This window comes from Rhodanobacter sp. Soil_C_14, assembly GCF_057657335.1.
Map to the genome: position 1 here is coordinate 112,471 of NZ_JBDGIQ010000007.1, position 23,505 is coordinate 135,975.

Genomic DNA, 23,505 nt, shown 5'->3' on the forward strand with positions numbered 1-23,505 from the left:
CGTTTTCCGGCCGGTGACCGGTCGTACCCCGTGGATGCAAACCATGTCTGAAAATTCCCCCCGCAAGGCCGTCGTACTCGTTTCCGGCGGCATGGATTCGGCCGTCGTCATCGCCATGGCTCGTGAACAGGGCTATCAGGTGCACGCGCTGAGCGTCTCCTATGGCCAGCGCCATCATTCGGAACTGGCGGCGTCCGACCGAGTGTCCAGCATGCTGGGTGCGGTCGAGCACAAGACGGTGGGCATCGACCTGCGCAGCATCGGTGGCTCGGCGTTGACCGCCGACATCGACGTGCCGCTGGATGCCGCGGACGCCAGCGCCATCCCGGTCACCTACGTGCCGGCGCGCAACACCATCATGCTGTCGATCGCGCTGGGCTGGGCCGAGGTGCTGGGTTCCAGCGACATCTGGTGCGGCGTCAACGCGGTCGACTATTCGGGTTACCCCGATTGCCGCCCGGCCTTCATCGAGGCGTTCGAGCAGCTGGCCAATCTGGCGACCAAGGCTGGCGTCGAGGGCGCCGGTATCCGTGTCCACGCGCCACTGATGCGCATGAGCAAGGCTGACATCGCCCGCGAAGGGCAGCGCCTGGGCGTGGATTTTTCCGCCACGGTCAGCTGCTACCAGGCCGACGACGAGGGCCGCGCCTGCGGACATTGCGACGCCTGCCGCCTGCGCGCCCAGGGCTTTCGCGAGGCCGGGCTGGCCGATCCCACGCGTTATGCGTGATCCGGCCGCGGGGCGCTTGCTTGTGCCCTTGCCACGCAGCCCGTAAAATTGATCGCTTGAGTTTTCAACGATGGGTCGTTAGCTCAGTTGGTAGAGCACTGGACTTTTAATCCATTGGTCCCGGGTTCGAATCCCGGACGACCCACCAGTTTTCAGGGCGCCCTGCGGGGCGCTCTTTTTTTGCGCGTCGACATCGTGATCACCGGCCGGCGCGGGTGCTGGTCCACGCCGACATCATCGCGCTGCGCAACTGGGGTGGCGAGACCGGCTTGTACAGCAGCGGAATGTTGGCCGCGATGATGTCGCGCAGGTGGTCGACGCGGGTCTCGCCGGTGACCAGCAGTCGTGCGAACGGCGTGTCGCCGTCGCGCTGGTAGTGCTGGTCGAGCGCGGCGAACAGGTCCATGCCGCGGGTGCCGCCGCGCAGCTGCAGGTCGCTGATCACGATGTCCGGCGGGCCGGGCCAGTTCTCGACGGCCTCCATCGCCTGCAGGCGATCCTCGGCCACCTCCACCTCGCAGCCCCAGCTGCGCAGCAGGAAACGCACCCCGGAGAGAATGGCCGGATCGTCGTCCACCACCAGCACCCGCTTGCCGCTCAGGTCGACCGGCATCTCGTGGGGCGCCATCGATTCCCCGGGGCTGGCGTGGGCGGTCGGCAGGCGGAAATGGAACACGCTGCCGCGACCGAGCCGGGACTGCACCCGCACTTCGGTGTCGAGCCGCACCGCCAGCCGCTGCACCGTGGCCAGCCCCAGTCCGAGGCCCGATTGCGAGCCGTCGTCCAGTCCGGCGTCGGCGCGATCGTCGATGCGGTAGAACTCGTCGAACACGTTGGGCAGGTGTTCCGGCGCGATGCCGCTGCCGGTGTCCCAGACCTCGATGCGGACCAGCCCGTCACCGCATCGGCGGGCACCGATCAGCGCACCACCATGATGGGTGAAGCGCAGCGCATTGCTGACCAGGTTGTTGAGGATGCGGCTCAGCATCGTGCGGTCGCTGCGGACCCACAGCCGGGTCGGGTGGATGAGCAACTGCAGCCCGCGCTGCTCGGCGACCATGTCGAAGTTCCGGGCGACTTCGGCAAACACCTGGGCCAGCGGGAACTCGCTGATCTCGACCTGCACCGCGCCGGTCTCCAGTCGCGACAGGTCGAGCAATTCGTTGAACAGGTGGTCGAGCGACTGCACGCATTCCTGGATGTGGGCGATGCGGTCCAGTTGTTCCGGCCGGTCCTCGTCGACGCTGAGCGCGGAGGAGAACAGTGTCAGCGCATAGAGCGGCTGGCGCAGGTCATGCGAGGCCGCGGCCAGGAAACGCGACCGCGCCAGGCTGGCGGCTTCGAGCGCGGCGTTCTTGTGCGCCAGTTCCCGCGTCGCCTGTTCGATCTGCTGGCGCATGCCGCTCTGTATGTCATGCAGCGCGGCGGCGGCATGATTGAAGCCCTGTTGCAGTTCGCCGATTTCCGTGCGGTCGGTCACCGGCACCTCGACCGGCCGGTCGCCGAGCCCCAACTGATGCACGGCGCCGGCAAGGTGGCGCAATGGCGCACTGATCCAGCGCGCCGCCTGCCACGCGAGCACGCCGGCGAGCAGCAGGCTGACCAACAGGGCGATCAGCGCGTGACGCAGGCTGGCACGCTGCATGGCAATGGCCTGGTGCAGGCTGACGTCCACCCGCACCGAACCTTCGGCCACGCCGCCGGGCTGGTCGCGGTCGATCATCTCGCGCACCACGGTGAGGACTTCCGCCGGCTTGCGGTTGCCGTCGAGCTCGTTGTGGTCGGCGAGGATCTGGCCGGCGCCGCTTCGTATCTGCACCCGGATGACATGCGGCAGGTCGCCCACCGAGTCGGCGATGCGGCTCAGCTCGCGCAGCTGCATGTTGCGCAGCGGCTGCAGGCTGATCGAGGCGGCCTGGGTGGCGATGGCGTCGGCATTGCTCCGGGCCATCTCGCGCAGGTTGACCAGTTGGCGTTGGGCCAGGAAGGCCGCCAGCAGGGCGGCGGTGATCAGGGCAGGCATCAGGGCCACGAAGGCCATGCGCTGCATCAACGACCGGCGTTGCCACAGTCGTTTGGGCCAGGAGTCAGCCACCATGTCCATCCGTCCCGTCCCCCATCGCGCGTCGCGGACCGGTGGGCATTGATGCCGGGCCCGAGGTGCTGCCGGTTGTCCGGTGTCACACTAGCGCGAAACGGGGCGGCTTGGCAGCTGCCGCGATCCGTTTCAGTCCAGCGGGAATCGACGCTGGCGCCGGCGCCGGGTCATGCGTTCGATCAGCAGGGGCAGCAGGGCGAGCAGGGCGATCGCGCCCAGCGGCAACAGCACCTCGCGGTGCAGGAACAGGCCCAGGCCGAGGCTGTCGCTCTGGCTCATCGCGTCGCCAAGCCCGGCGCCGATCGAGGTTTCGAAGATCAGCGCAATCGTGCCGCCCAGCCAGCTGGCGCCCAGGAACAGCCACAGCGGGCAGCGCAGCCAGGCCAGCGCCACGGTGACCGCGCCGAACGGCACGACGGGAATGAAGCGCAGGAACAGGGTGTAGCTGACCGGGTGCCGCTCGAAGCCATGGTGCAACCGCGCCACGACGGCCGGCGGCTGGCGGCTGCCCGGGCCGAAGGCATAGCGGCTGGCCAGGAACAGGATCAGCGACCCCAGGGTCAGCCCCAGCGACGAATACAGCGTGGCGTCGACCACCCCGAAGGCGAAGCCACCGGCCAGGATCACCACGATGGTGCCGGGGATGCCGGTGGCCACGGTCAGCGTCAGCAGGCCGGTGAAGGCCAGCCTGCTCAGCCACGGGTGGTCAGCGATCTGCGCATGCAGGCTGGCCTGGTTGGCCAGCAGCCGGTGTGGCGTCAACTGGTCCAGCGAGCCGGAGGCGAACAGCACGACGCCGGCCAGCACCAGCAGCACCAGCGGCAGCGTGGCGCGCCAGCGGCTCAATACGGTGTGCCGCTGGCGCCGTAAGTGGCCAACACCTCGCGGGCCTGGTCGCGCAGGATGTCGCGGCGGACCGCGATGTTGCGGCGCTCGAGTTCGCCGATCCAGTCGGCCGGCAGCGGGCCTTCGTCGAAGTCGGTCAGCTCTTCCACGTCTTCGGCGCGCGCGCCGATCAGCAGTTCGTCGATGCCGGCCCAGACGCTGGCGCCGTAGCACTGGCAGCATGGCTGCGAGCTGGTGGCCAGCACGTAGTGGCTGCCGTCCTCGTTCAGCCGATGCCGGCTCAGCCGCTGCTGGGCGATCATGATCACCATCATTTCCGCGTGCGCCACCGAGCAGCTCTGCGGCACCACGCGGTTCACGCCCACGGCGACCAGCCGGCCGCTGTGATTGTTGAACACGGCCGCGCCGAACGGACCGCCGCCGCCGCGCTCGACATTCTGTCTCGACAGCTCGATCGCCAGGCCGACGCGCTCCTCGTCGCTCTGGTAACGCCTGTTGGTATCGGCCACGTCACCGATCCACGGCGGCAGGGTCAGATGGATTTGCAGGGGCAACATGCGGTTCTCCGTTTACTGGCCGGCGGCCCGGGCCCAGACGTCGCGCAAGGTCACCGTGCGGTTGAACACCGGAGCCTCGGCGCGATGGTCGACGCGGTCGGCCACGAAGTAGCCCAGGCGCTCGAACTGGAAGCGCTGTTCGGGCTCGACACGGGCCGCGGCCGGCTCCAGCCACGCCTGCACCACGCGTTTGGCGTCGGGGTTGATGTGGTCGAGCCAGCTCTTGCCGTCTTCCTCGTGGTCCGGCGCGGGCACGCTGAACTGGCGGTCGTAGAGACGCACTTCCGTGGCCACCGCATGCTTCGCGCTGACCCAATGGATCGTGCCCTTGACCTTGCGGTCGGCGCCGGGCAGGCCGTGGCGGGTTTCCGGGTCCAGCGTGGCGTGCAGTTCGGTCACGTTGCCGTCGGCATCCTTGACGATGTCGGTGCACTTCACGATGCCCACGCCGCGCAGGCGCACTTCGCCGTCGGGCTTCAGGCGATGGAAGCCTTTCGGCGGCACCTCGGCGAAATCGTCGCGCTCGATCCACACCTCGCGGGCGAACGGCACCTTGCGGGTGCCGAAGCTCTCGTCCTTGGGATGGTTGGCGAAGTCCAGCGTTTCCTCATGGCCTTCGGGCAGGTTGGTCAGCACCAGCTTCAGCGGATCGAGCACGGCCATGCGCCGCGCCGCGGTGGCGTCCAGGTCCTCGCGGATGCAGCCTTCGAGCACGGCGTAGTCGATCACGCTGTTCTGCTTGCTCACGCCCAGCCGCTCGATCAGCAGACGCAGTCCTGCCGGGGTGAAGCCGCGGCGGCGCAGGCCGCGCAAGGTGTTCATCCGCGGGTCGTCCCAGCCGTCGACGAAGCCGTCGCTGACCAGCTGGGCCAGCTTGCGCTTGCTGGTGATGCAGTAGCTGAGGTTGAGCCGGGAGAATTCGATCTGGCGCGGCTTGGCCGGCTGCGTCGGCAGGCCAGCGGCGAGCAGCGGCTGCCACAGCTGCGGATGGTTCGGCAGGTCGACCTTGTCGACGAACCAGTCGTAGAGCGGGCGGTGGTCCTCGAACTCCAGCGTGCACAGCGAATGGGTGATGCCTTCCAGCGCGTCGGACAGGCAGTGCGCGTAGTCGTACATCGGGTAGATCGGCCACGCGTCGCCGGTGTTCTGGTGGGCGATCTTGCGCACCCGGTAGATCGCCGGATCGCGCATGTTGATGTTGCCCGAGGCCATGTCGATCTTCGCGCGCAGCGTCTTGCTGCCGTCGGCGAATTCACCCGCGCGCATGCGCGCGAACAGGTCGAGGTTCTCTGCCACCGAGCGCTCGCGGTACGGCGAATGGCGGCCCGGCTCGGTCAGCGTGCCGCGGTACGCGCGCATCTGCTCGACGTCGAGGTCGTCGACATAGGCCACGCCGTCGGTGATCAGCTTGCACGCCGCCCGGTAGAACACCTCGAAGTAGTCCGAGGCGTGGCGCAGCTCGTGCCATTCGAAACCGAGCCAGCGCACGTCGTCCTTGATGCCCTCGACGAATTCGGGGTCTTCCTTGCCCGGGTTGGTGTCGTCCAGGCGCAGGTTGCACCAGCCGCCGAATTCCTTCGCGATGCCGAAGCTCAGGCAGATCGCCTTGGCGTGGCCGATGTGCAGGTAGCCATTCGGCTCCGGCGGGAAGCGGGTGTGGATCGCCGTGTGCTTGCCCGAAGCGAGGTCGTCGCGCACGATCTGCCGGATGAAATCCTGGGGTGCCGCGGCCGGCGACGGGGCGGGTGCGGCGGCGGGCTGATCGGTCGACATCGGGCTGTGGCTCACGGACGGTGGTGGAAACGTGCAAGTTTACCCTGTCACCGTGATCGGGGCAGGGCGGCCGGCTTGCCCCGCGCTGCCGTGCGGGTTAGCGTGCAGCCCATGCACATCGTCTATCGCGCCGAGAACCTGTTCGATGCCCATCTGGTCAAGGATGCGCTGGAAGCCGGCGGCATCCCCGCGTTCATCGCCGGCGAGTACCTGACCGGCGCGGTGGGCCAGTTGCCGGCGATGGATTACATCGCGGTGATGGTGCCCGAGGCCGCGCTGGCCGACGGCCAGGCCATCGTGGCCGGGGTCGAGATGCAGCTGAGCGAAGCGCGCGAAGCGATGCGCGACGACGAACTACCCGGCGAGCCGCTGCCCCTGCCGTGCTGAGCTCTGCTTCACGGCGTGAATTCCCGAGGAAACGACATGCATGAACTCGCCGCGCTGATCCGCGCCGTGCCCGACTTTCCGCGTGCCGGCGTGGTGTTCCGCGACGTGACGCCGCTGCTGGCCGACGCCGCAGGCTTCGTCCGCTGCATCGATGCGCTGGCCGAACCGTGGCTGGGCCGCGGCGTGCAGGCGGTGTGCGGGATCGAGGCCCGCGGCTTCATCTTCGGCGCGGCGCTGGCGCAAAAACTGGGCGCGGGCTTCGTGCCCTTGCGCAAGCCTGGCAAGCTGCCGCCGCCGGTGATCGCGGTGGACTACCAGCTGGAGTACGGCACGGATCGGCTGGAAGTGCAGCGCAACGCGATCCGCCCGGGCGAGCGCGTGCTGCTGGTCGACGACGTGCTGGCCACCGGCGGCACGCTGGCTGCGGCGCGGGCGCTGGTCGCACAACTGGGCGCCGAGCTGGTCGGCGCCAGCGTGGTGATCGAACTGGACGCGCTGCGCGGGCGCGAGCGCTGGCCGGGCGGCGAGCCGCTGCACGGCCTGCTGCACTACTGAGTGACGGTCACGCTTTCGACATAGATCAATTCGCAGGCGCCGCCACCGGTGTCGTCGCGGGTCATCGAGGTGTTCCAGTGCCAGCCGTCCGCCCGGCTGGCATCGACCAGGAAGCCTTCGATATGCACCACCTGGCCCGGCCGGATCAGCTCCAGCTGGCGCTTCACGTCCTCGTCGGCCGGGATCATGTGCATGTTGGCGCTGGAGGTTTCGATCTCGCGGCGCGGTATCGGGAAGTCCTTCACGTGCCAGTAGTAGAAGCGCCCGGACTGGCTGATGTCGATGCCGGCCAGCACGGTGCTGTCGGACATGCGGCCCCAGCCCAGCGCCAGGTCCAGCGGCACCAGGTCGCCATCGCGGGAGCCCGAATAGTCCTTGCGCGACAGCACCCGTGCGGTGATGTCGAAGTGGGCGCGTGTCTGCAGGCTGACGCCGTCGCGTTGCAGCAGTGCGCCGTGGTCCAGATCGACCTGCTGCGGCGCCTCGGAGGCCAGCACGCCCGGCCCGGTTTCCACCGCGGCATGCTGCCGGTGCGCCAGCACGAACAGCAGGGCCAGCAGCACCGCGGCGGCGATCAGCAGGTTGCGCATCGTCAGGGTGTCCGTGGTCGGCTGGCTGCTTGCGGTGGATGATGGATGCCGGCTTGCGTCCGGCCGTTCGGCGTCAGCCGGCGGAGACCCTGGCCGCCGGCGGCGTCGCCGCGGTGTGCGCGTCCAGCAGGTCGGCGGGGAGGTCGCGCAGCACGTCGGCGAGGCGCTTCAGGAAGGCGTCCATCGCCGAGCTCTTGCGCCAGACCATCGCGATGCGCCGGCTCGGCGGCGTTCCCCGGAACTCGATCAGGTGCAGGTTATCCAGCGGCGCCACCGGCGGCTTCACCGCGGTCACCGGCAGCAGGGTGATGCCCACGTTGGCCGCCACCATCTGGCGCAGGGTTTCCAGGCTGGTGGCGCGGAAGCCGGAATGTTCACCCGCGCCGGCCATGTGGCAGACCTCCAGCGCCTGGTCGCGCAGGCAGTGGCCGTCCTCCAGCAACAGCAGGTTCTGGTGGGTGAGGTCGGCCAGCTTCAGCTGGCCCTGCTTGTGCGCCAGCGGATGCGCTTCGGACACCGCCAGCAGGAACGGTTCCTCGAACAGGAATTCCTGGTGCAGGCTGTCCTCGTGCAGCGGCAGGGCCAGGATGCCGGCGTCGAGCTTGCCCTCGTGCAGCAGGCGCAGCACGGTCTCGGTCTTCTCCTCGACCAGCAGCAGTTCCAGTCGCGGGAAGGCCTTGCGCACCAGCGGCAGCACATGCGGCAGCAGGTACGGCCCCAGCGTGGGGAAGATGCCGAGCCGCACCGTGCCGGACTCCGGGTCCAGCGTGCGCCGGGCCACGCCGCGGATCTGCTCGATCTCGTTGAGCACGTTGCGCGCGCGCATCGCGATGTCGCGGCCGACCTCAGTCAGCAACACCTTGCGCGGCGTGCGCTCGACCAGCGGCACGCCCAGCTCGTCCTCCAGTTTCCTGATCTGGGTGGACAGGGTGGGCTGGCTGACGAAACAGGCATTCGCGGCACGCCCGAAATGACGGTGCTCGGCCAGGGCCACCAGGTATTGAAGGTCGCGCAGATTCATCGCTCATCCCGGTACGACAATAGCCAGAAGCTATGGGCGAGATGGTAACAATCAATTGGAGCAATGCAAGAAGGCTCGGTACGCTGTCTGCCATTGATCTCGTGACAACCCGCGCGTCGGAGTCCCCTCCCTCTCCCCCGCAGGCGCGCGGGCTTCCCCGGCCGGCCATGAAGTCCGCTTCATCGCCGGTTTTTTTTGGGCCCGTGCCAGGCTGATGCCCGGCCATGCCTTCTGGCACTGGGTCGAAGGTCATGGCGGCTCTAGCTTGGGGATTCTCCACAACCCAGGGAAACCACCATGCGCCGTCTCGTCCGCCCGCTCCTGCTTACCGCGCTCGCCACTTGTTGTGGCGCCGCGTTTGCCGCCACCGCCGACCAGGCGCCGCAGGGTCGCCTGCCGGGCTGGGCGGTGCCGCAGTCGTACCAGCTGGCGTTCAAGGTCGATCCGGCGCAGCAGGACTTTTCCGGCACCACCACGATCAAGGTCAAGCTGAACCAGGCCTCCGACCACCTGTGGCTGGATGGCGCCGAACTGAAGGTGTCGAAGGTGACGATCACCGACGCCGCCGGCAAGACGCACGCGGGCAAGTACGTCAACGTCGACCCGAAGGCGGGTGTGGTGCGGGTGGATTTCGGCAGCATGCTGAAGCCGCAGGACCTCACCGTGAAGTTCGAGTACAGCGCGCCGCTCAACCAGCAGCTGCAGGGCCTATACAAGGTCACCGCCAAGGGCCAGCCGTATGCGATGACGCAGATGGAGCCGATCAGCGCGCGTTTCGCCTTCCCCGGTTTCGACGAACCCGGCTTCAAGACCCCGTTCGACATCAGCATCACCGTGCCTGACCACGAGAACGTGGTGGCCAATACCAAGCAGGTGAAGGAGCAGCCGGCCGGCAAGGGCTGGAAGACCGTGACCTTCGCCCAGACCCAGCCGCTGCCGACCTACCTGGTCGCGTTTGCGGTCGGCCCGTGGGACATCGTGGACGGCCCGGACATCTCGCCCGACGCCTACCGCAGCGAACCGCTGAAGCTGCGCGGCATCGCCGCCAAGGGTGAAGGCCATCGCATGGAACACGTGCTGGGCGAAACGCCGAGCATCATCCACGCGCTGGAGAACTACTACGGCTTCGGCTATCCGTTCGGCAAGCTCGACCTGCTGGCGGCGCCGGATTTCGAAGCCGGCGCGATGGAGAACCCGGGCCTGGTGACGTTCCGCGACTGGCTGCTGCTGCTGGACAAGGATTCCCCGGCCCGCAACGTGCAGGGCTCGTTCAACGTCAACGCGCATGAGCTGGCGCACCAGTGGACCGGCGACACGGTGACCACCGCGTGGTGGAACGACATCTGGCTCAACGAGGCGTTCGCGACCTGGATGCAGCAGAAAGTCACCATGCAGGTGCATCCGGAATACCGCGCTGACCTCGACCGCGTGCGCGGCGCGCAGGGTGCGATGAGCAACGACAGCCTGGTCAGCGCGCGCAGCATCCGTCAGCCGATCTCCGGCAACGGCGACATCATGACCGCGTTCGACGGCATCACCTACCAGAAGGGTGCCAGCGTCATCGCCATGTTCGAGAACTACGTGGGCGAGAAGACCTACCAGAAGGGCATGCGGGCGTACATCCAGAGCCAGAAATTCGGCAACGCCACCGCCGACGACCTGGTCTCGGCGATCGCCACCGCGGCCGACAAGGGCGACGCGTTCAAGCATGCGTTCAAGAGCTTCCTCGACCAGTCCGGCGTGCCCTACGTGGCCACGAAGCTGGAACAGAAGGATGGCAAGACCGTGCTGCAGCTGAACCAGAGCCGCTACCTGCCGCTGGGCAGCAGCGGCGACGCCAAGCGCATCTGGGGCGTGCCGGTGTGCGTGCGCTACGGCACCGTCGATGGCAGCAAGGTCGCCTGCGACATGCTCGACCAGGCCACCGGTTCGATGGAGCTGCCCGGCGCCAGCAAGTCGACCTGGGTGATGCCGAACGCGAACGCCAGCGGCTACTACCGCTTCAGCCTCGACAAGGACGGGCTCGACCGCCTGATCAAGCAGGTCGGCACGCTCAGCGACGCTGAGCAGCTGGCCTACGCCGATGCGATCAACGCCAGCTTCCGCCGTGGCGATCTGGATGCCGGCCAGGTGCTGGCGGCCATGCAGCCGCTGACCGGCTCGAAGATCCGCGAAGTGGCCACCGTGCCACTGGGCACGGCCAGCGGTCTCTACCATCGCATCGCCACCACCGATGCCCAGCGCGCCCGTCTGGCCGCATGGGCAAAGGCCGCCTACCTGCCGCGACTGGAGCAGCTCGGCTATCAGCGCAAGGCGGGCGAGCCGGAAGACGATTCGCTGATGCGCAGCAGCCTGGCCAGTTCGCTGGCGTTCGATTTCAAGTTGCCCGAAGTGCGTGCGGCCCTGCTCAAGCAGGGTGATGCGGCGTTGAAGCCGACGGCGGATGGCCACCTGAACCTGGCCGCGGCCGATCCCGACCTGCTTGGCGATGCGCTGGGCGTGGCGGTGCAGGAACACGGCAAGAGCGCGGTCGATGCGCTGATCGCCGAGTTGCCCAAGACCAGCGACCCGGCCTTGCGCAACGGCATTCTCGGTGGCCTGGCCAGCGTGGAAGATCCGGCACTGGCCGAGCAGGTGCGCAACTTCGCGCTGACCAAGCCGGTCAAGGTCGGCGAGATGGGCATGCTGTTGCGCGGTGGTCGCGATACGCAGGCCCAGCGTGACGCGATGTGGAACTGGTTCACCGCTCACTACCAGCAGATCCTCGATCGCACCGGCAGCTTCTCCGGCGGTCGCCTGCCGTCGCTGGCCGCCGGTGGTGGCTGCTCCACCGCCGAGTACGATCGCCTGCAGGCGTTTTTCAAGACCCGCGAGAAGGACGCTGCCGGCATCGGTCGTGGCCTGGCCCAGACCGGCGAATCGATCCAGCTGTGCAGTGCGCTGACGGCGAAGCAGGACCCGGCCAGCATCCTGCGCTAAGCGGCAACGAGGTATCCGCCGCCGGCACGGCATCGTGCCGGCGGCGCTTTTTTATCCGGGCGTGCCCGCCTCTGGCGTGCCCGGCTCTTTCGGCAAGCCGGCTTCCATCCAGCCGTCGATGAACACCTCGAGGGCCAGTCGCGCGGGCGGCACGATGCCGGCCTCGCGCACGAAGGCGGCGGCGGACTGGATCAGCAGTTGTCGCGACTGGCTGGAAGCCTGTCGTGCGGCGGCTTGTTGCTGGCGCAATTGCACGATATGCGGCGACGGCTGTCCGGGCCTGGCGAACTTCTGGTGGCGACGCAATTCGTCGGCGACCTGCCCGGTGTCGAACGCTGCCTTCAGCACGGCCTTGCGTGCATGCAGCAGGCGAACCAGCTGGCTGGCCGCCGGTGAGGGCCGGGCATCGACGCCCGGGGTCCGCAGGATCGCGGCAAGTTCGGGCGAACAGGAGGCAGGGGAGCTTCCACCGGCGACGAATTGCTCCAGGTCGCGCAGAAAGGCAGCATGGTGGAACGGTTTCGGCGTGGCCATGGCAAACCTTCGCTGGGGAAGCGGCGACGATACGTGCTTGCACCGCCACACGCCACGCGTGCCCGCAAGACATGTTCCATCCGCCGTATCCGTTCACACCCCGGGCGGCGGGACAGCGATAAAATGGCTCCGTTGCACCGATGTGCGCCCGGGCCCTGTTCGGGACCGGCGCCGTCCTTCAACCCACATCTCCATCGGCATCGCCTACAGGGGGCTTGATGATCGAGCTGGAAATCCAGGGGCTTTCGCAAAGTCGCGAAGGCCTGCTCATCGAAGTTGGCCGTTTCATTCTTGCCAGCGGTTTCACCTTGCAGCGCCAGCGTCTGGTGCAGGACCCCCATGGGACACTTTTGACGATGGTGGTGCGCGGCTCGCCGCGCAAGAAGCGCGAACTGGAAGCGGCGCTGGAAGGTTATGACCGCTTCGTCAGCTTCCGGATCACGCCGTTCGTGGAAGGCGAGGAGCAGCCGCATTTCGGCGCCACGGTGAAGCGGGCGACCTATCTGCCGCCGCCGGTGCCCGAGCCGGTCACGCCTGTCGCGAAGGTGGCGGCGCCTGCACCGGCGCCCGTCGCTTCGCCTGCCGCATCGCCATCGAGAGAAGTGCTGACGGACGAGCCCTTCGCGGTGGCGCCGATCCTGGCCCGGCCCGCGAAGACCGAAGCCGTGCAGGCCGAAGCCGTGCAGACCGTTCCGTCGGCGCCGCCTGCGCCAGCGGAGCCGGACTTCGAATTCATCCTGCCTACCACGCGTGCGCCGGCGCCACCGCCTGTCGCATCGGTGGAGGCGAATCCCTTCGTCGACGTGGTGGCCCTGGACGCGGACGAGAGCGCGGTCGACAAGGCGCTGCAGTCACTCGAATACGACTATCCGAAACTGATGCCCAGGCTGCTGGCGCTGAGCGCCTCGGTGCCGGACGGTGCACGCGAATCCTCGCTGGCGCTGGCCGGCCAGCGCGCCGGTGCGTGGGTGTTCGCGCGGGAATACGCGATGGATGGTGGCCTGGGCCTGACCGATGCACTCGAGCGCATCGGCACGCCGGCCTTGCGGGCGCTGGTGGAAGTGGATCAGCAGGGTTCGCAGCTGCACATCCTCGACAGCCCGCTGTGCACGGAGCAGGGCCACTCCGGCTGCAGCTTCTTCAGCGGATTCCTCGAAGGCTTGCTGGGACCGGTCATTGCGCCGGGGAGCCTGTCGATCTTTCCGGTGTGTTGCCGCAGCTACGGCGCGGATGAATGCGTGCTGGCGATTTCGGAGTGATCGGGTCCGCCGGTCGCCGCGCAGCGGACTGCTGATCGCCGGCATTTCAAAAACCGGTGGCTCGCGCGTCTCTATGGTCAACTCGGCATGACGAGGCGGACCGATGCGCATCGAACAAATCAGCAGGACGACCCGCTTGTGGATGGAGGCCGTGCGCAGTCGCTGGTCGCTGCGCCAGGCCTCCGGTGACGGTCGCTGGCAGCTGGCCCTGCACATGACCAGCTGGCTGCGGCTGTGCATCCGCCAGACGCAGTGGCTGCGCTCGCTGCATGCGCGCGAGGCGATGTGGCGGGCGGCGCAGGCCGATCCGCGGCTGTACGAGCGCTGGCACCGGCCCTACATCTCGACGCACTTCAACCCCGCCGCGCGCCGTCGCATCGTCAATGCGCACTACGATTTCGTGATGCGGCGCTTTCCCGCATGGCTGGCCGAACGCCTCGTGCTGGGTGGTGGCGCGCGCCTGACCACGCTGCGGCTGGAGGATGCGGCCGACGTGCACCTGCACCTGCGCAAGCCTTCGCGCGCCGACGCGGGCGAGCTGAGCCTGTTGCTGCTCAGCGACGACAAGGACGTGCTGGCCTCGTGCATCCTGACCTTCGATCGGCGCGACAGCGTCACCATCGGGGCGTTGCGGGGCGCGGGTCCGCATGCGCCGTTCGAGGCGACGCGGGAATTCATCCGGGGCAGCCACGGCCTGCATCCGAAGGACCTGCTGATGTCGCTGGTGCGCGAGCTGGCGGCGCTGCACGGGCTGAAGCGGATTCGCGCCGTCACGGCGGCGGCCTGCGTTGGCCAGTCGGGTGCGGATGCCGACGGTGCGGACGTGGAAGCTGCCGCCAGCGGCGATGCATTCTGGGAGGCACAGGGCGGCGTGAGCGCCGGCGCGGGCTGTCATGCGCTGCCGTTGTCGCTGATTCCCGCGCCGTGCGCCGAAGGTCCGCGCAGCCGCCGCGAAAAGCAGCAGCGCAGCGAAGCCTTCCGGCGGGAAGCCGGTGACGCCTTCGCGGCCGCGTTGCGGCGATCGTCCGGAGCGCAGCCTGCCGCCGCGGAAACCGCGGACTCGCGCGAAGGCGCGGCGACGCCGGTCCAGCGATTTCGCGGCGGCGAGAAACATCCGGCCGCTTCCGCCAGCCTGCTGGCTGCCGGTCCATGACGCGCGCGCGGCGGAAGCTAGAAGTGGAAGGTTCCGTTGAACAGGACCAGCCGGCCCTGGCGCACCGGCACGAACGACGACTCGGCGTTGATCGCGTACAAGGTGCCTCCGAAAAGATTCTTCACGCCCAGCGTCAGCGTCCAGGGATCGGCATACCAGCTCAGGTTCGCCTCCGCGCTGAGCTGGCTCGGCATGCGGAAATAGCCGCCGTTCTCGGTGCGTCCACTGGTGCTGCTGCGCCCGAACACGCCGCTGGCCACGCCCCAGGATTGCAGGGCAGGGCGCTGGAAGCGGTAGCTGGCCCAGGTGTTCCACTGGTGCCGCGGCGCGCCGTACGGAGCACTGCCGTCGTGGTTGCGGATGCGCGCGCCGGTATAGCTGGCCGAGACATCCAGCCCCGGCAGGACCTGGCCGTCGAATTCGATCTCCACGCCGGTGTTGGTCTGGCCTGGACCCGGCACGGCAAAATGCGGCGCTTCGGGCGCTACCTGGCTGATGCTGTGGTCCAGCCGGATGCGGTACCAGGCCAGCGTCAGCCTGGCGCGCTGGTCGAACAGGCCGACCTTGCTGCCGAGCTCGAGCTGGTGCGACACCGACGGCGGCAGCGGGCGACCGTCCTCGCCCAGCAGGGCATCGGCCTGGAAACCGGTGTTGCTGGACGCGTAAAGCGACACGCCGGGGCTCGGCTGATAGACCACGCCCAATCTCGGTATCCATCTCGACTGGCGCAGCGCGGGCATCGCCACACCCGTCAGCTCGTAGGTGGCGTGGCGCACCGTGGCCAGCACATGCCATGACTCGCCGATCGACACCTGGTCCTGCGCGAACAGCCCGAGCTGGCTCGACCACGATCCGCCCAGCGGACGGGTCTGGACGACGACGGTGTTCTTCGCCGACGCGAACGGCAGGAAGTCGTCCGCCTGCAGGTCGGCGTTGACCGCTGCGCCGGTGACCAGCGCGCTGGGCTGGTTGCCGTTGCCGGTGTGGGTGCGGGCATAGTCCACGCCCAGCAGCACGTCGTGTACCAGCAGGCCCTGCTCGAAACTTGCCGCCAGTTCGTTCTGCAAGGTGTAGAACGCGTCGGAATAGCGGTAGCTGCTGGCCTGCGCCTCGCTCAGGCCGAAATGCTGGGTGTCGGAAAACGCCCAGGCCTGGCCGCTGCTGCGCTGGCTCACGTACTGTCCGCGGCTGCGCAGGCTCCAGTCGTCGCCCAGTGCCTGCTCGACCATGTAGAACGCACGCCGCGTGCGGAATCGCGCATGGTCGTCGGGGTTGCCCAGCAAGCGGTCGAATGGCGACGTGCTGGCCAGCGACTGCCCGAGCAGCACCGTGTGGTCCGCAACCGGCACGCGGTTGTCGACGTATTCCAGGCCGAACAGCCACCGCGTGGTGTCGTCCTGCCAGCCGATGGAGGGCGCGAAGTAGCCGCTGCGCTGGCCGCGATAGCCCTGCGCCGTGCGCTCGGCGCGATTGCCGGCGGCGACCCAGCGATAGGTGAGGCGGCCCTGCTCGTCGAGCGGACCGGCCAGGTCCACGCCCAGGCGGCTGCCGTCGCCCTGGCCGGTGGAGAACGTCAGCTGGCGCACCGGTTCGGCCTGCGGCCGCTTCATCACGATGTTCACCGAGCCGCCGAAATTGTTGTCCACCGACGACTCGCCGAGGATCGTCTCCGGGCCCTTCAACACCTCGACCCGCTCGATGCCGATCAGCGGCGGCAGATCCTCGATGCGCGCCACGCCGTTGGGCATGCCGTCGGTGAGGCCGTTGCCGGTGGTGAACCCGCGGATGCGGAACAGCGGCGGGCCGCCGAAGCCATCCACATAGTCCACGCCCGCCACGTGGCGCACCACGTCGGCCACCTCGAACGCCTGGCGGGAATCCATCAGGTCGCGCGTCACGATGCTCACCGACTGCGGCAGGTCGGCCAGCTCCGCGTCGGTGCGGGTGGCGCCCCGCGTGCTGTCGGCCAGGAATCCCCAGTCGCCCAGCACTAGGCCGGAGACCCGCACGGTATCCAGCACCGAGACGATCGGCACATTCGGCTTGGTGCCGCGCAGCGGGCTTGCGTAGGAAGTCGCCGGGCTGAACTCGCGCTGGTGCACCACCACCGTGCGGCTGCCGATCACCTCGTAGTCCAGGCCGGTGCCCTGCAGCAGGTGGTCCAGCGCGGCTTCGACCTTCAACCTGCCGGAGGTGCCGGTGCTGCGCCGACCCGCGATCGCCTTGCTGGAAGCGAGTATCTGCACGTCGGCCTGGCGTCCCAGCGCCATCAGCGCATCGGCCAGCGGCTGCGAGGGTATCGAGAAGCTGGTGCGCTCGGCTTTCAGTGTCGGTGCGCCCGAGGCGACGGCAACGCCGGCGAAACCGGTCGCCGCGATCCATGCCAGGCCAACGCCGAACGCACGCTGCATCCGCTTCGCGGACGTCATCTGCAACACCTGCGCCCGTCGCCGCGACGCCATTTACATTCCGCCATCCTGCCCACCGTGCGTGCGAACCATGGTCAGGAGCGTGGCCGGTGGAAATCGGGCCGGGCCTTCGCCTCGAACATTTCCACCACCCACGCTCACGGCTCAGGGCTTTCCGGTGCCCGAAAGCACCACGTGATCGGCAAACGCGCTCACCTGCACGGGAAAAACGTGCGGCAAGGCATCGACCCAACGGCCAATGTTAGTCGTGTTGACGGTGCCGGTGAACCTCAGTTCGCCCAGGCGCGGATCGGCCAGCTGCACCGGCTGGCGGCTGTAGCGATTGACGTCGGCCAGCACGGTCGACAGCGGTTCGTCGACGAACTCCAGCCGGTGCTGGCGCCACGTCGCCGCGTGTTCCGGTGCAATCGTGCTGACGCTGAGCGCGCCACTGACCGGGTCGTACTCGGCGCGCTGGCCCGCCACCAGGTCCAGCCGGCCGGAGGGCAGGTCCGCAACGTCCGCGGCGCCGTTCGCCGGGGACAGCCGCACCCGTCCTTCGGTCACCGTCACGCTGACCCGCTGGCCGGTACGCCGCACGTTGAATGCGGTGCCGAGATCCTCGATGTGCAGGGGGCCGGCCGTCACCACGAACGGACGCTCGCGGTCATGCGTGACGGTGAAGAACGCCTCGCCGGCGCGCAGGTCGATGTCGCGCCGGTGCTGCGCATAGCGGGTGGTCAGGCTGGAGGCCGCACCGAGTTCGATGGCGGTGCCATCGGGCAACTGGATGGCCCGATCCTCGGCCACCGCGCTGGCGTATTGCTGCGGCAGCGGGGAGTGATCCGGCCCGCCGCGCAGCATCCACCAGCCGCCCAGCAGCGCCACGCCGACCACCGCCGCGGCGGCCGCCAGCGGACGATACGGCCGCTTCGTGGCGCGCGGTGCGAACTCGTCGATCAGCTGCTGGCGCTGGCTGGGCGAGGCGTCGGCAGCCAGCTCGCCCAGCGCGTTGAGCTGGGCGAAGGTCTGGGCGTTGCTGGGATCAGCCGCCATCCATGCACCCCAGCGCTCAAGCAGGTCCGGGGACGGTTCGGGATCGCGCAACTGGGTCCACCACAGCGCCGCCGTGCGCGTGGTTTCCTCGTCGAATCCGGTATTGGTGGCCATTACGGCGTCTCCATTGCAAAACAGCGTTCACGGCAGTGCGCCATGGCCCGGCTGACGTGGTAGCGAACCATCCGTTCGCTGAGCTTCATCTCGGTGGCGATAGCGGAAAACTCGCGGCCTTCCAGCACGTGCAGCACGAACGCCTGGCTGCACTTGGCCGGCAACTCGCGCAGGGCGGCCTGCACCTTCTTCCATTGCTGGCCGGCCCACAGGTGCTGCTCGGGCAGCGGCGCGGCGTGCAGATCCTCGCTGACGGGCGGGGGCGACAGGTTGGCGCGCACCACGCGCTTGCGCAGGTAGTCCACCGACTGGTTGATCGCCATGCGGAACAGGAACGCCCGCGGCGTTTCCAGGTGGCCCAGGTCCTTCATGGTCAGCAACTTCACGTAGACCTCCTGCGCGATCTCCTGCGCGTCGCTGCGCGAATTCAGCCGGCACTGCAGCAGGGCCACCAGCGCAGCGTGATGCTCGCGATACAGCGCCGCCACCACCTCGCCATGGGCGGGCGCAGGGTCGAACTGCAGGTCGTCGTGGCGCGAGAGGTGTTCCATAAAACTGTGCGGACCGTCCATCAGGGTACTCATGGCGCGCTTGCGCTTGCCGCGGCTGTCGATTGCAGGCCTAGACGCGCCAGCCGGGCAAAATTGAAATGGCGTCGGAAACAAATGGGTATAGGCTTCACCACTTTCCATGGCAGGCGCCCCGATGAACGCTGTCCACGGCCAGACACCTAGCAAGGTACCGGAAGTCACCCTGCTGTTCTGGGTCATCAAGATCGCCGTCACCACGCTGGGCGAAACCGGTGGCGACGCCGTGTCGATGTCGATGAACCTGGGCTACCTCGTGGCGACCGCCATCTTCGCCGCGCTGTTCTTCGCGGCGGTGGGCGTGCAGATCGCCGCCACGCGCTTCCGTCCCTGGGTGTACTGGGCGGCGATCATCGCCACCACCACGGTGGGCACCACCCTGGCGGATTTCGTGACCCGCTCCCTGGGCATCGGCTACGCGGGCGGCAGCACGCTGCTGCTGGTGCTGCTGCTCGCCTCGCTGGCAGTGTGGCACCGCACGACGGGCACGGTGTCGGTCGAGTCGGTGAGCACGCCCCGATCCGAGATGTTCTACTGGACCACGATCATGTTCTCGCAGACGCTGGGCACCGCGCTCGGCGACTGGACGGCGGACACCGCCGGCCTGGGTTACCTGGGCGCAGCGCTCATCTTCGGCGGCTTGCTGGTGGTAGTCGCCGGCGCGCACTTCTGGACCCGGGTCTCCTCCACGCTGCTGTTCTGGACAGCCTTCGTGCTGACGCGGCCGTTGGGGGCTGTGCTTGGCGACTTCCTGGACAAGCCGCTGGCGTCCGGCGGGCTCGCCTTGAGTCGTTATTCCGCGTCGGTGGTGCTGCTGGTCTTCGTGGGGGTCTGCGTCATGTTTTCAGGCAAGAGAGCGGCTGGCGCGAGTCATTGAGGATGAGGGCTCGCGTTGTGAAGGCGGACTTCATCGGGACTCGTATTTTCGAGTTTTGAAGCAAGAGCATTCGTCTGCCTGCGGCAGCCGAGCCACCTTTCCCTGGGACCAAAATGAACCGACGTTTCCACGTGGCGCATGGCCTAGTCACCTGAGCGGTGTCGTTCGAGCGCAAAAGATCGCCGAACCTCGTTCATAAGGCGGCTTGCGCACACTGCGAACGTGCAGCTGTTATCACCATCAATTGTGGGAGATAAGACATAGCACCTCGATTTGTGAGATATGCAAAGTCACCCCCAGTCGTCCGAGCCGCTCACGTCATCCCGCAAGCCCTTGCCAAACCGGACAATCTGCTCGCTTGACGAGTTTCCTTCGAAAGCTGAACATCCATTGCATATGCCCCGATATGGGGTCTACTAAGCGTTAGACCGCTGGACATGCTTTTGGGGGAGCCATGGCATACCGAAGCGCAACTCGAAGTCCATTCTTCCTCTATCTCACGGTGGCGTTTTTAGCCATAGCAATCGCCGGGTTCTCGACAACATTATTCGTGCCCGTGGCCCGGGGCCAGTTCAACGCACCACCTGTCATCCGCATTCATGGCGCGCTGCTGTTCGGCTGGCTGGCATTCCTCATCGTTCAAGCGTCCCTTATTCAGTCGAAAAACGTCCGAATTCATCGTCGTATCGGTTGGTTCGGTGCAATTTTGTGTGTTGCAATCATGGTTTCCGTCGTGCTCGTTGATCTATTCACGACGCGCAGGGATCTGGCGGTCGGTGCCGAGGGTCCAATCATCGGCAATTTCGTCAACATCCTTATTGAGATGATCCTGTTCGGCTCGCTCGTCGGAGCTGCAATCTTCCTGCGCCGCGATACTGAAAGTCATAAGCGCCTCCTAGTGCTGGCTACAATTTCCATCCTTGGTCCGGCATGGCTCAGGTTTCGCCATTTCATGCCTTTTGTACCCAACCCATTTGTCACCTTTTCATTCGTTGCAGATTCGGTTTTACTCGTCGTAATCGCTCGTGACTGGATCGCGTACAAGCGTGTGCACCCCGTCTATATTTGGGCCGGCGGGGCAATGATTGTCATTCATGCTATTGAATTGGCCGCCATTGAGAGCCAGCATTGGCTGCGCCTCGGGCGCTGGCTACTTGGCGAGCCAGCGGTCTAACAATTCATTCAAGCCGACGCCGCTTCGCGGCGCGGTTTAATTCAGGCGTTAGGCCTATGAAATCGGACAACATCGCCGAAGTTTCAATTGACGCCACCGGCCGGCTTTGTGTGACGCCGGCGCTCATGAAATTTCCACTTATCTACCGCGCAGCAATGGAAGTGTATTGGGACGAGCAAGGTGGTTTCCTCCACTCTCCCACACCAAGGGAGTGGTCTTACTTGCAGTGGTTCCAGCAAATCATTGACGCTACACGAGATGAGTACGGCTGCTCTCTGGTTCTTACGCCAAGTACCCAGTGGTCTGGCGTTGAGTCGAGCGTCAAAGACGCTATTCTTATCAAACGGGCACGGTGAGCGCCTAACATTTCGTTCAAGGCGGACGGGACAGTTCCTACGCTTTAGTGGACACCCTGAACTAACTTTTCAGGAGTCCACGACATGCCCAAGCCAGGTCCGCGAACCACCTATCGCTACACCGATCAGTTCAAGGCAACCGCCGTCCGTTTGAGCCAGCTACCTGGCGTCGCGGTGGGTGACGTTGCCGCGTCGCTTTACATCCATCCGTTCATGCTGTCTCGTTGGCGCAAACAGGCGCGCGAGGGTTTGATCATGACGAAGGGTGTGGCCGTGGACAAAGAAGTGGCGGCGGAGCTCAAGGAGCTGCGCCAGGTGAAGAAGGCCTACGAGCGACTGAAGGTCGAGCATGACCTTTTAAAAAAAGCGATCGCGTTCACTTCCAGTCCAAGGCCGACATCTTCACCTTCATCCGCCAGCAAGAGCAGCACCCGGTGAGGCTTCTGTGCCGGCTCTACGGTGTCAGTGCGAGCGGGTACTACGCGTGGCGCGACCGGCCAACCAGCACGCGGGATCGGGAGGATGCGCGGTTGCTTGAGCGCATTCGTCGGGTGCACGACGAAAGTCGGCAGACGTATGGCAGCCCGCGTGTCCATGCCGGCCTGCGACAGGACGGCGAAGCGGTGGGCCGGCGGCCGCGCCACGTGGTCATTGACAGCCCATGAACTCCCGACTTTCTTCCCCCGCGACCCTTCCGACCCGGCTCTTCAAGACCCGGCGTGAATGGGCCTCGTGGCTGGGGGCGAACCATGGGAAATCCCCTGGCGTGTGGCTTCAACTCGCGAAAAAGGTGGCGGGCGTGCAGTCTGTGTCCTATGACGAAGCCATCGAGGTGGCACTCTGCTTTGGCTGGATAGACGGCCAGAAGCAAGCCCACGACGAGCAGTACTGGCTCCAGAGGTTCACCCCGCGGTCCGGCAAGAGTGCCTGGTCGAAGATCAACAAGGCGAAGGCGCTTGCCCTGATCGAAGCGGGAAAGATGGAGCCGGCCGGCTTGCTTGAAGTCGAACGCGCCAGGAAGGATGGGCGCTGGGGCGCCGCGTATGACTCGGCCAGCACCGCGACCGTGCCGGACGACTTTCAGGCTGCCCTGGATGGCAACCCGCGAGCCCGGGAGTTCTTCGACTCGCTCGACGGCCGGAACCGGTATGCCGTGCTGTATCGGATCCAGACTGTCAAAATGGCCGCGACGCGCGAAAGGAAGATTGCGCAGTTCGTGGAAATGTTGGCGCGTCATGAGAAGGTGCATCCGTGACCGACCGCCGCACCCGTACGGGAGTGGCTCGACGTGTTTGACCAGGTGGGATCTTGGGGCGGCGGTCACGGTGCGGCTGGATCGCACCGGTGATGTCCCCGGATGGGATGTCCGCAAAACCCGGGTCAGTGTGAACTTTCGAGCGATTGCTTCGGGTATGGATATCGAAACAGCAGCACCTCATGCCTGCGCAGCCACCCGCAACACCAGCTTCCCCCGATGGCTGCCGTCGAACAGCCGGTTGAGCACCATGGGTGCATTCTCCAGGCCTTCGGCCACGGTCTCCTCGGTCTTCAACTTCCCCTCGCGAATCCATCCGGTGATCGCACCCACCGCTTCCCTGGTCTTCGTGTAATCCAGCACCAGGAAACCGCGCATGCTGAGGCGTTTCATGATGACGGGGCTGAAGTCGTCGCCGGGGCGCTCGGCGCTGTTGTAGCCGGAGATCATGCCGCACAGGGCCACGCGGCCGCCGATCACCATCCGTGACAGCACCGCGCGCATCACCTCGCCGCCCACGTTTTCGAAGTTCACGTGGACGCCGTCGGGAGTCGCGGCCTTGAGTTGCTGCTTGAAGTCGGCGGACTTGTAGTCGACGGCGGCATCGAAGCCCAGGTGGTCGACGAGGTGGCGGCATTTGTCGGCGCCGCCCGCAATGCCGACCACGCGGGCGCCCATGATCCTGCCGATCTGGCCGGCGATGGAGCCGACCGAGCCGGCGGCGGCGGAGACGACCAGGGTTTCGCCGGCCTGCACGGGGGCGATGTCGGTGAGGCCGTAGTAGGCGGTGACGCCGCTCATGCCGGCCGCGCCGAGCAGGGTCGGCAGCGGGATGCCGGGATCGGCGGGCAGGCGCACGTAGCCTTTGGCGTCTTCGTGCAGCACGAGATAGTCCTGCCAGCCGGTGACGCCCTGCACCAGGTCGCCTTCGGCGTAGTGTGCCGAGCGCGAGGCGACCACGCGGCCCAGGCCGAGCGCGCGCATCACCTCGCCGATCGCGACCGGCGGCAGGTATTGCGGGATGTCGCGCATCCACACGCGGTTGGTCGGGTCCATCGAGAGGTACAGCACGCGCACCAGCACCTCGCCGTCCTGCAAGTCGGGCACGGCTTGTTCGACCAGGTCGAAGTCATCGCGCGAGACCAGGCCTTCGGGACGGGTTTTCAGGCGCAGTTGGCGATTGATCAGGGGCATGC

The 23,505-nt window shown here is 66.9% G+C and carries 23 protein-coding genes and 1 tRNA gene; 13 read left to right on the forward strand and 11 right to left on the reverse strand.

Annotation, left to right across the window (positions count from 1 at the left end):
- Positions 1-43: 43 nt before the first annotated feature.
- Positions 44-730, forward strand: coding sequence for a 7-cyano-7-deazaguanine synthase QueC (queC, locus tag AC3A56_RS15820; RefSeq protein WP_204109440.1), 687 nt, complete (start codon positions 44-46; stop codon positions 728-730).
- Between the two features lie 72 nt (positions 731-802).
- Positions 803-878 (forward strand) — tRNA-Lys (locus AC3A56_RS15825).
- 51 nt (positions 879-929) lie between these two features.
- Here the strand turns inward: AC3A56_RS15825 and AC3A56_RS15830 are convergent.
- The 4 genes from AC3A56_RS15830 to AC3A56_RS15845 all read right to left on the reverse strand — a co-directional run bounded on the left by AC3A56_RS15830 (position 930) and on the right by AC3A56_RS15845 (position 6,004).
- The gene (locus AC3A56_RS15830; RefSeq protein ID WP_487770978.1) at positions 930-2,828 is read right to left on the reverse strand and encodes an ATP-binding response regulator; all 1,899 of its coding nucleotides are present in this window, start codon (positions 2,826-2,828) and stop codon (positions 930-932) included.
- 129 nt (positions 2,829-2,957) lie between these two features.
- Positions 2,958-3,674 carry a TVP38/TMEM64 family protein gene (locus tag AC3A56_RS15835; protein WP_487770979.1) on the reverse strand — a complete coding sequence of 239 codons (717 nt, stop codon included), beginning with the start codon at positions 3,672-3,674 and terminating at the stop codon, positions 2,958-2,960.
- Positions 3,671-4,231: a nucleoside deaminase gene (locus AC3A56_RS15840; RefSeq protein ID WP_487770980.1), complete on the reverse strand. Its 561-nt coding sequence runs from the start codon at positions 4,229-4,231 to the stop codon at positions 3,671-3,673. The genes AC3A56_RS15835 and AC3A56_RS15840 overlap by 4 nt, the downstream gene beginning before the upstream one ends.
- 12 nt (positions 4,232-4,243) lie before the next feature.
- Positions 4,244-6,004, reverse strand: coding sequence for a glutamine--tRNA ligase/YqeY domain fusion protein (locus tag AC3A56_RS15845; RefSeq protein ID WP_487770981.1), 1,761 nt, complete (start codon positions 6,002-6,004; stop codon positions 4,244-4,246).
- Positions 6,005-6,115: 111 nt separating this feature from the next.
- Here AC3A56_RS15845 and AC3A56_RS15850 point away from each other — a divergent pair, with 111 nt between their 5' ends.
- Both AC3A56_RS15850 and AC3A56_RS15855 read left to right on the forward strand, forming a co-directional pair.
- Positions 6,116-6,391 (forward strand): putative signal transducing protein, encoded by a 276-nt coding sequence (locus AC3A56_RS15850; RefSeq protein WP_056717253.1) that lies wholly within the window; start codon positions 6,116-6,118, stop codon positions 6,389-6,391.
- 36 nt (positions 6,392-6,427) lie between these two features.
- Positions 6,428-6,946: an adenine phosphoribosyltransferase gene (locus AC3A56_RS15855; protein ID WP_487770982.1), complete on the forward strand. Its 519-nt coding sequence runs from the start codon at positions 6,428-6,430 to the stop codon at positions 6,944-6,946.
- On the opposite strand, the gene AC3A56_RS15860 is transcribed toward AC3A56_RS15855, so the two are convergent.
- Both AC3A56_RS15860 and oxyR read right to left on the reverse strand, forming a co-directional pair.
- Positions 6,940-7,536, reverse strand: a complete 597-nt coding sequence (locus AC3A56_RS15860; RefSeq protein ID WP_487770983.1) for a hypothetical protein — start codon at positions 7,534-7,536, stop codon at positions 6,940-6,942. The genes AC3A56_RS15855 and AC3A56_RS15860 overlap by 7 nt on opposite strands.
- Positions 7,537-7,609: 73 nt before the next feature.
- Entirely contained in the window at positions 7,610-8,557 is a 948-nt protein-coding gene (oxyR, locus tag AC3A56_RS15865) for a DNA-binding transcriptional regulator OxyR (RefSeq protein WP_487770984.1), read from the reverse strand.
- A 297-nt stretch (positions 8,558-8,854) separates the two neighbouring features.
- On the opposite strand from oxyR, the gene AC3A56_RS15870 reads away from it, so the two are divergent.
- Positions 8,855-11,536, forward strand: a complete 2,682-nt coding sequence (locus tag AC3A56_RS15870) for a M1 family metallopeptidase (RefSeq protein WP_487770985.1) — start codon at positions 8,855-8,857, stop codon at positions 11,534-11,536.
- Between the two features lie 51 nt (positions 11,537-11,587).
- Here AC3A56_RS15870 and AC3A56_RS15875 read toward each other — a convergent pair whose 3' ends face one another.
- Positions 11,588-12,070, reverse strand: a complete 483-nt coding sequence (locus AC3A56_RS15875; RefSeq protein WP_487770986.1) for a hypothetical protein — start codon at positions 12,068-12,070, stop codon at positions 11,588-11,590.
- 218 nt (positions 12,071-12,288) lie between these two features.
- On the opposite strand from AC3A56_RS15875, the gene AC3A56_RS15880 reads away from it, so the two are divergent.
- Both AC3A56_RS15880 and AC3A56_RS15885 read left to right on the forward strand, forming a co-directional pair.
- Positions 12,289-13,329 carry a hypothetical protein gene (locus tag AC3A56_RS15880; RefSeq protein ID WP_487770987.1) on the forward strand — a complete coding sequence of 347 codons (1,041 nt, stop codon included), beginning with the start codon at positions 12,289-12,291 and terminating at the stop codon, positions 13,327-13,329.
- Positions 13,330-13,432: 103 nt separating this feature from the next.
- Positions 13,433-14,482, forward strand: a complete 1,050-nt coding sequence (locus AC3A56_RS15885; RefSeq protein ID WP_487770988.1) for a DUF535 family protein — start codon at positions 13,433-13,435, stop codon at positions 14,480-14,482.
- 17 nt (positions 14,483-14,499) lie between these two features.
- Here the strand turns inward: AC3A56_RS15885 and AC3A56_RS15890 are convergent, their stop codons facing one another.
- The 3 genes from AC3A56_RS15890 to AC3A56_RS15900 form a co-directional block, all read right to left on the reverse strand.
- The gene (locus AC3A56_RS15890; protein ID WP_487770989.1) at positions 14,500-16,911 is read right to left on the reverse strand and encodes a TonB-dependent siderophore receptor; all 2,412 of its coding nucleotides are present in this window, start codon (positions 16,909-16,911) and stop codon (positions 14,500-14,502) included.
- Between the two features lie 144 nt (positions 16,912-17,055).
- Positions 17,056-18,060: a FecR family protein gene (locus AC3A56_RS15895; RefSeq protein WP_487770990.1), complete on the reverse strand. Its 1,005-nt coding sequence runs from the start codon at positions 18,058-18,060 to the stop codon at positions 17,056-17,058.
- Positions 18,060-18,644: an RNA polymerase sigma factor gene (locus AC3A56_RS15900; protein WP_487770991.1), complete on the reverse strand. Its 585-nt coding sequence runs from the start codon at positions 18,642-18,644 to the stop codon at positions 18,060-18,062. Before AC3A56_RS15900 ends, AC3A56_RS15895 begins: the two co-directional genes overlap by 1 nt.
- 121 nt (positions 18,645-18,765) lie before the next feature.
- Here AC3A56_RS15900 and AC3A56_RS15905 point away from each other — a divergent pair, with 121 nt between their 5' ends.
- From AC3A56_RS15905 to AC3A56_RS15930, 6 genes are all read left to right on the forward strand, one after another.
- Positions 18,766-19,524 carry a COG4705 family protein gene (locus AC3A56_RS15905; RefSeq protein WP_487770992.1) on the forward strand — a complete coding sequence of 253 codons (759 nt, stop codon included), beginning with the start codon at positions 18,766-18,768 and terminating at the stop codon, positions 19,522-19,524.
- 454 nt (positions 19,525-19,978) lie between these two features.
- Positions 19,979-20,698 (forward strand): hypothetical protein, encoded by a 720-nt coding sequence (locus AC3A56_RS15910; RefSeq protein ID WP_487770993.1) that lies wholly within the window; start codon positions 19,979-19,981, stop codon positions 20,696-20,698.
- 56 nt (positions 20,699-20,754) lie between these two features.
- A complete protein-coding gene (locus AC3A56_RS15915) occupies positions 20,755-21,054 on the forward strand; it encodes a hypothetical protein (protein ID WP_204109426.1) in 300 nt (99 codons plus the stop codon).
- Positions 21,055-21,138: 84 nt separating this feature from the next.
- The gene (locus AC3A56_RS15920; protein ID WP_487770994.1) at positions 21,139-21,492 is read left to right on the forward strand and encodes a transposase; all 354 of its coding nucleotides are present in this window, start codon (positions 21,139-21,141) and stop codon (positions 21,490-21,492) included.
- Positions 21,489-21,719: an IS3 family transposase gene (locus AC3A56_RS15925; protein ID WP_487770995.1), complete on the forward strand. Its 231-nt coding sequence runs from the start codon at positions 21,489-21,491 to the stop codon at positions 21,717-21,719. The genes AC3A56_RS15920 and AC3A56_RS15925 overlap by 4 nt, the downstream gene beginning before the upstream one ends.
- Entirely contained in the window at positions 21,716-22,309 is a 594-nt protein-coding gene (locus tag AC3A56_RS15930) for a YdeI/OmpD-associated family protein (RefSeq protein WP_487770996.1), read from the forward strand. Before AC3A56_RS15925 ends, AC3A56_RS15930 begins: the two co-directional genes overlap by 4 nt.
- 180 nt (positions 22,310-22,489) lie before the next feature.
- Here AC3A56_RS15930 and AC3A56_RS15935 read toward each other — a convergent pair whose 3' ends face one another.
- The gene (locus tag AC3A56_RS15935) at positions 22,490-23,503 is read right to left on the reverse strand and encodes an NADP-dependent oxidoreductase (protein ID WP_487770997.1); all 1,014 of its coding nucleotides are present in this window, start codon (positions 23,501-23,503) and stop codon (positions 22,490-22,492) included.
- Positions 23,504-23,505: the final 2 nt, after the last annotated feature.

Bases quoted from the DNA above. Each gene is read 5' to 3' on its own strand.
- queC (WP_204109440.1), top strand. From the start codon at position 44: ATGTCTGAAAATTCCCCCCGCAAGGCCGTCGTACTCGTTTCCGGCGGC.
- AC3A56_RS15830 (WP_487770978.1), bottom strand. From the start codon at position 2,828: ATGGTGGCTGACTCCTGGCCCAAACGACTGTGGCAACGCCGGTCGTTG.
- AC3A56_RS15840 (WP_487770980.1), bottom strand. From the start codon at position 4,231: ATGTTGCCCCTGCAAATCCATCTGACCCTGCCGCCGTGGATCGGTGAC.
- AC3A56_RS15845 (WP_487770981.1), bottom strand. From the start codon at position 6,004: ATGTCGACCGATCAGCCCGCCGCCGCACCCGCCCCGTCGCCGGCCGCG.
- AC3A56_RS15850 (WP_056717253.1), top strand. From the start codon at position 6,116: ATGCACATCGTCTATCGCGCCGAGAACCTGTTCGATGCCCATCTGGTC.
- AC3A56_RS15855 (WP_487770982.1), top strand. From the start codon at position 6,428: ATGCATGAACTCGCCGCGCTGATCCGCGCCGTGCCCGACTTTCCGCGT.
- AC3A56_RS15860 (WP_487770983.1), bottom strand. From the start codon at position 7,536: ATGCGCAACCTGCTGATCGCCGCCGCGGTGCTGCTGGCCCTGCTGTTC.
- oxyR (WP_487770984.1), bottom strand. From the start codon at position 8,557: ATGAATCTGCGCGACCTTCAATACCTGGTGGCCCTGGCCGAGCACCGT.
- AC3A56_RS15870 (WP_487770985.1), top strand. From the start codon at position 8,855: ATGCGCCGTCTCGTCCGCCCGCTCCTGCTTACCGCGCTCGCCACTTGT.
- AC3A56_RS15875 (WP_487770986.1), bottom strand. From the start codon at position 12,070: ATGGCCACGCCGAAACCGTTCCACCATGCTGCCTTTCTGCGCGACCTG.
- AC3A56_RS15880 (WP_487770987.1), top strand. From the start codon at position 12,289: ATGATCGAGCTGGAAATCCAGGGGCTTTCGCAAAGTCGCGAAGGCCTG.
- AC3A56_RS15885 (WP_487770988.1), top strand. From the start codon at position 13,433: ATGCGCATCGAACAAATCAGCAGGACGACCCGCTTGTGGATGGAGGCC.
- AC3A56_RS15890 (WP_487770989.1), bottom strand. From the start codon at position 16,911: ATGACGTCCGCGAAGCGGATGCAGCGTGCGTTCGGCGTTGGCCTGGCA.
- AC3A56_RS15895 (WP_487770990.1), bottom strand. From the start codon at position 18,060: ATGGCCACCAATACCGGATTCGACGAGGAAACCACGCGCACGGCGGCG.
- AC3A56_RS15900 (WP_487770991.1), bottom strand. From the start codon at position 18,644: ATGAGTACCCTGATGGACGGTCCGCACAGTTTTATGGAACACCTCTCG.
- AC3A56_RS15905 (WP_487770992.1), top strand. From the start codon at position 18,766: ATGAACGCTGTCCACGGCCAGACACCTAGCAAGGTACCGGAAGTCACC.
- AC3A56_RS15910 (WP_487770993.1), top strand. From the start codon at position 19,979: ATGGCATACCGAAGCGCAACTCGAAGTCCATTCTTCCTCTATCTCACG.
- AC3A56_RS15915 (WP_204109426.1), top strand. From the start codon at position 20,755: ATGAAATCGGACAACATCGCCGAAGTTTCAATTGACGCCACCGGCCGG.
- AC3A56_RS15920 (WP_487770994.1), top strand. From the start codon at position 21,139: ATGCCCAAGCCAGGTCCGCGAACCACCTATCGCTACACCGATCAGTTC.
- AC3A56_RS15930 (WP_487770996.1), top strand. From the start codon at position 21,716: ATGAACTCCCGACTTTCTTCCCCCGCGACCCTTCCGACCCGGCTCTTC.
- AC3A56_RS15935 (WP_487770997.1), bottom strand. From the start codon at position 23,503: ATGCCCCTGATCAATCGCCAACTGCGCCTGAAAACCCGTCCCGAAGGC.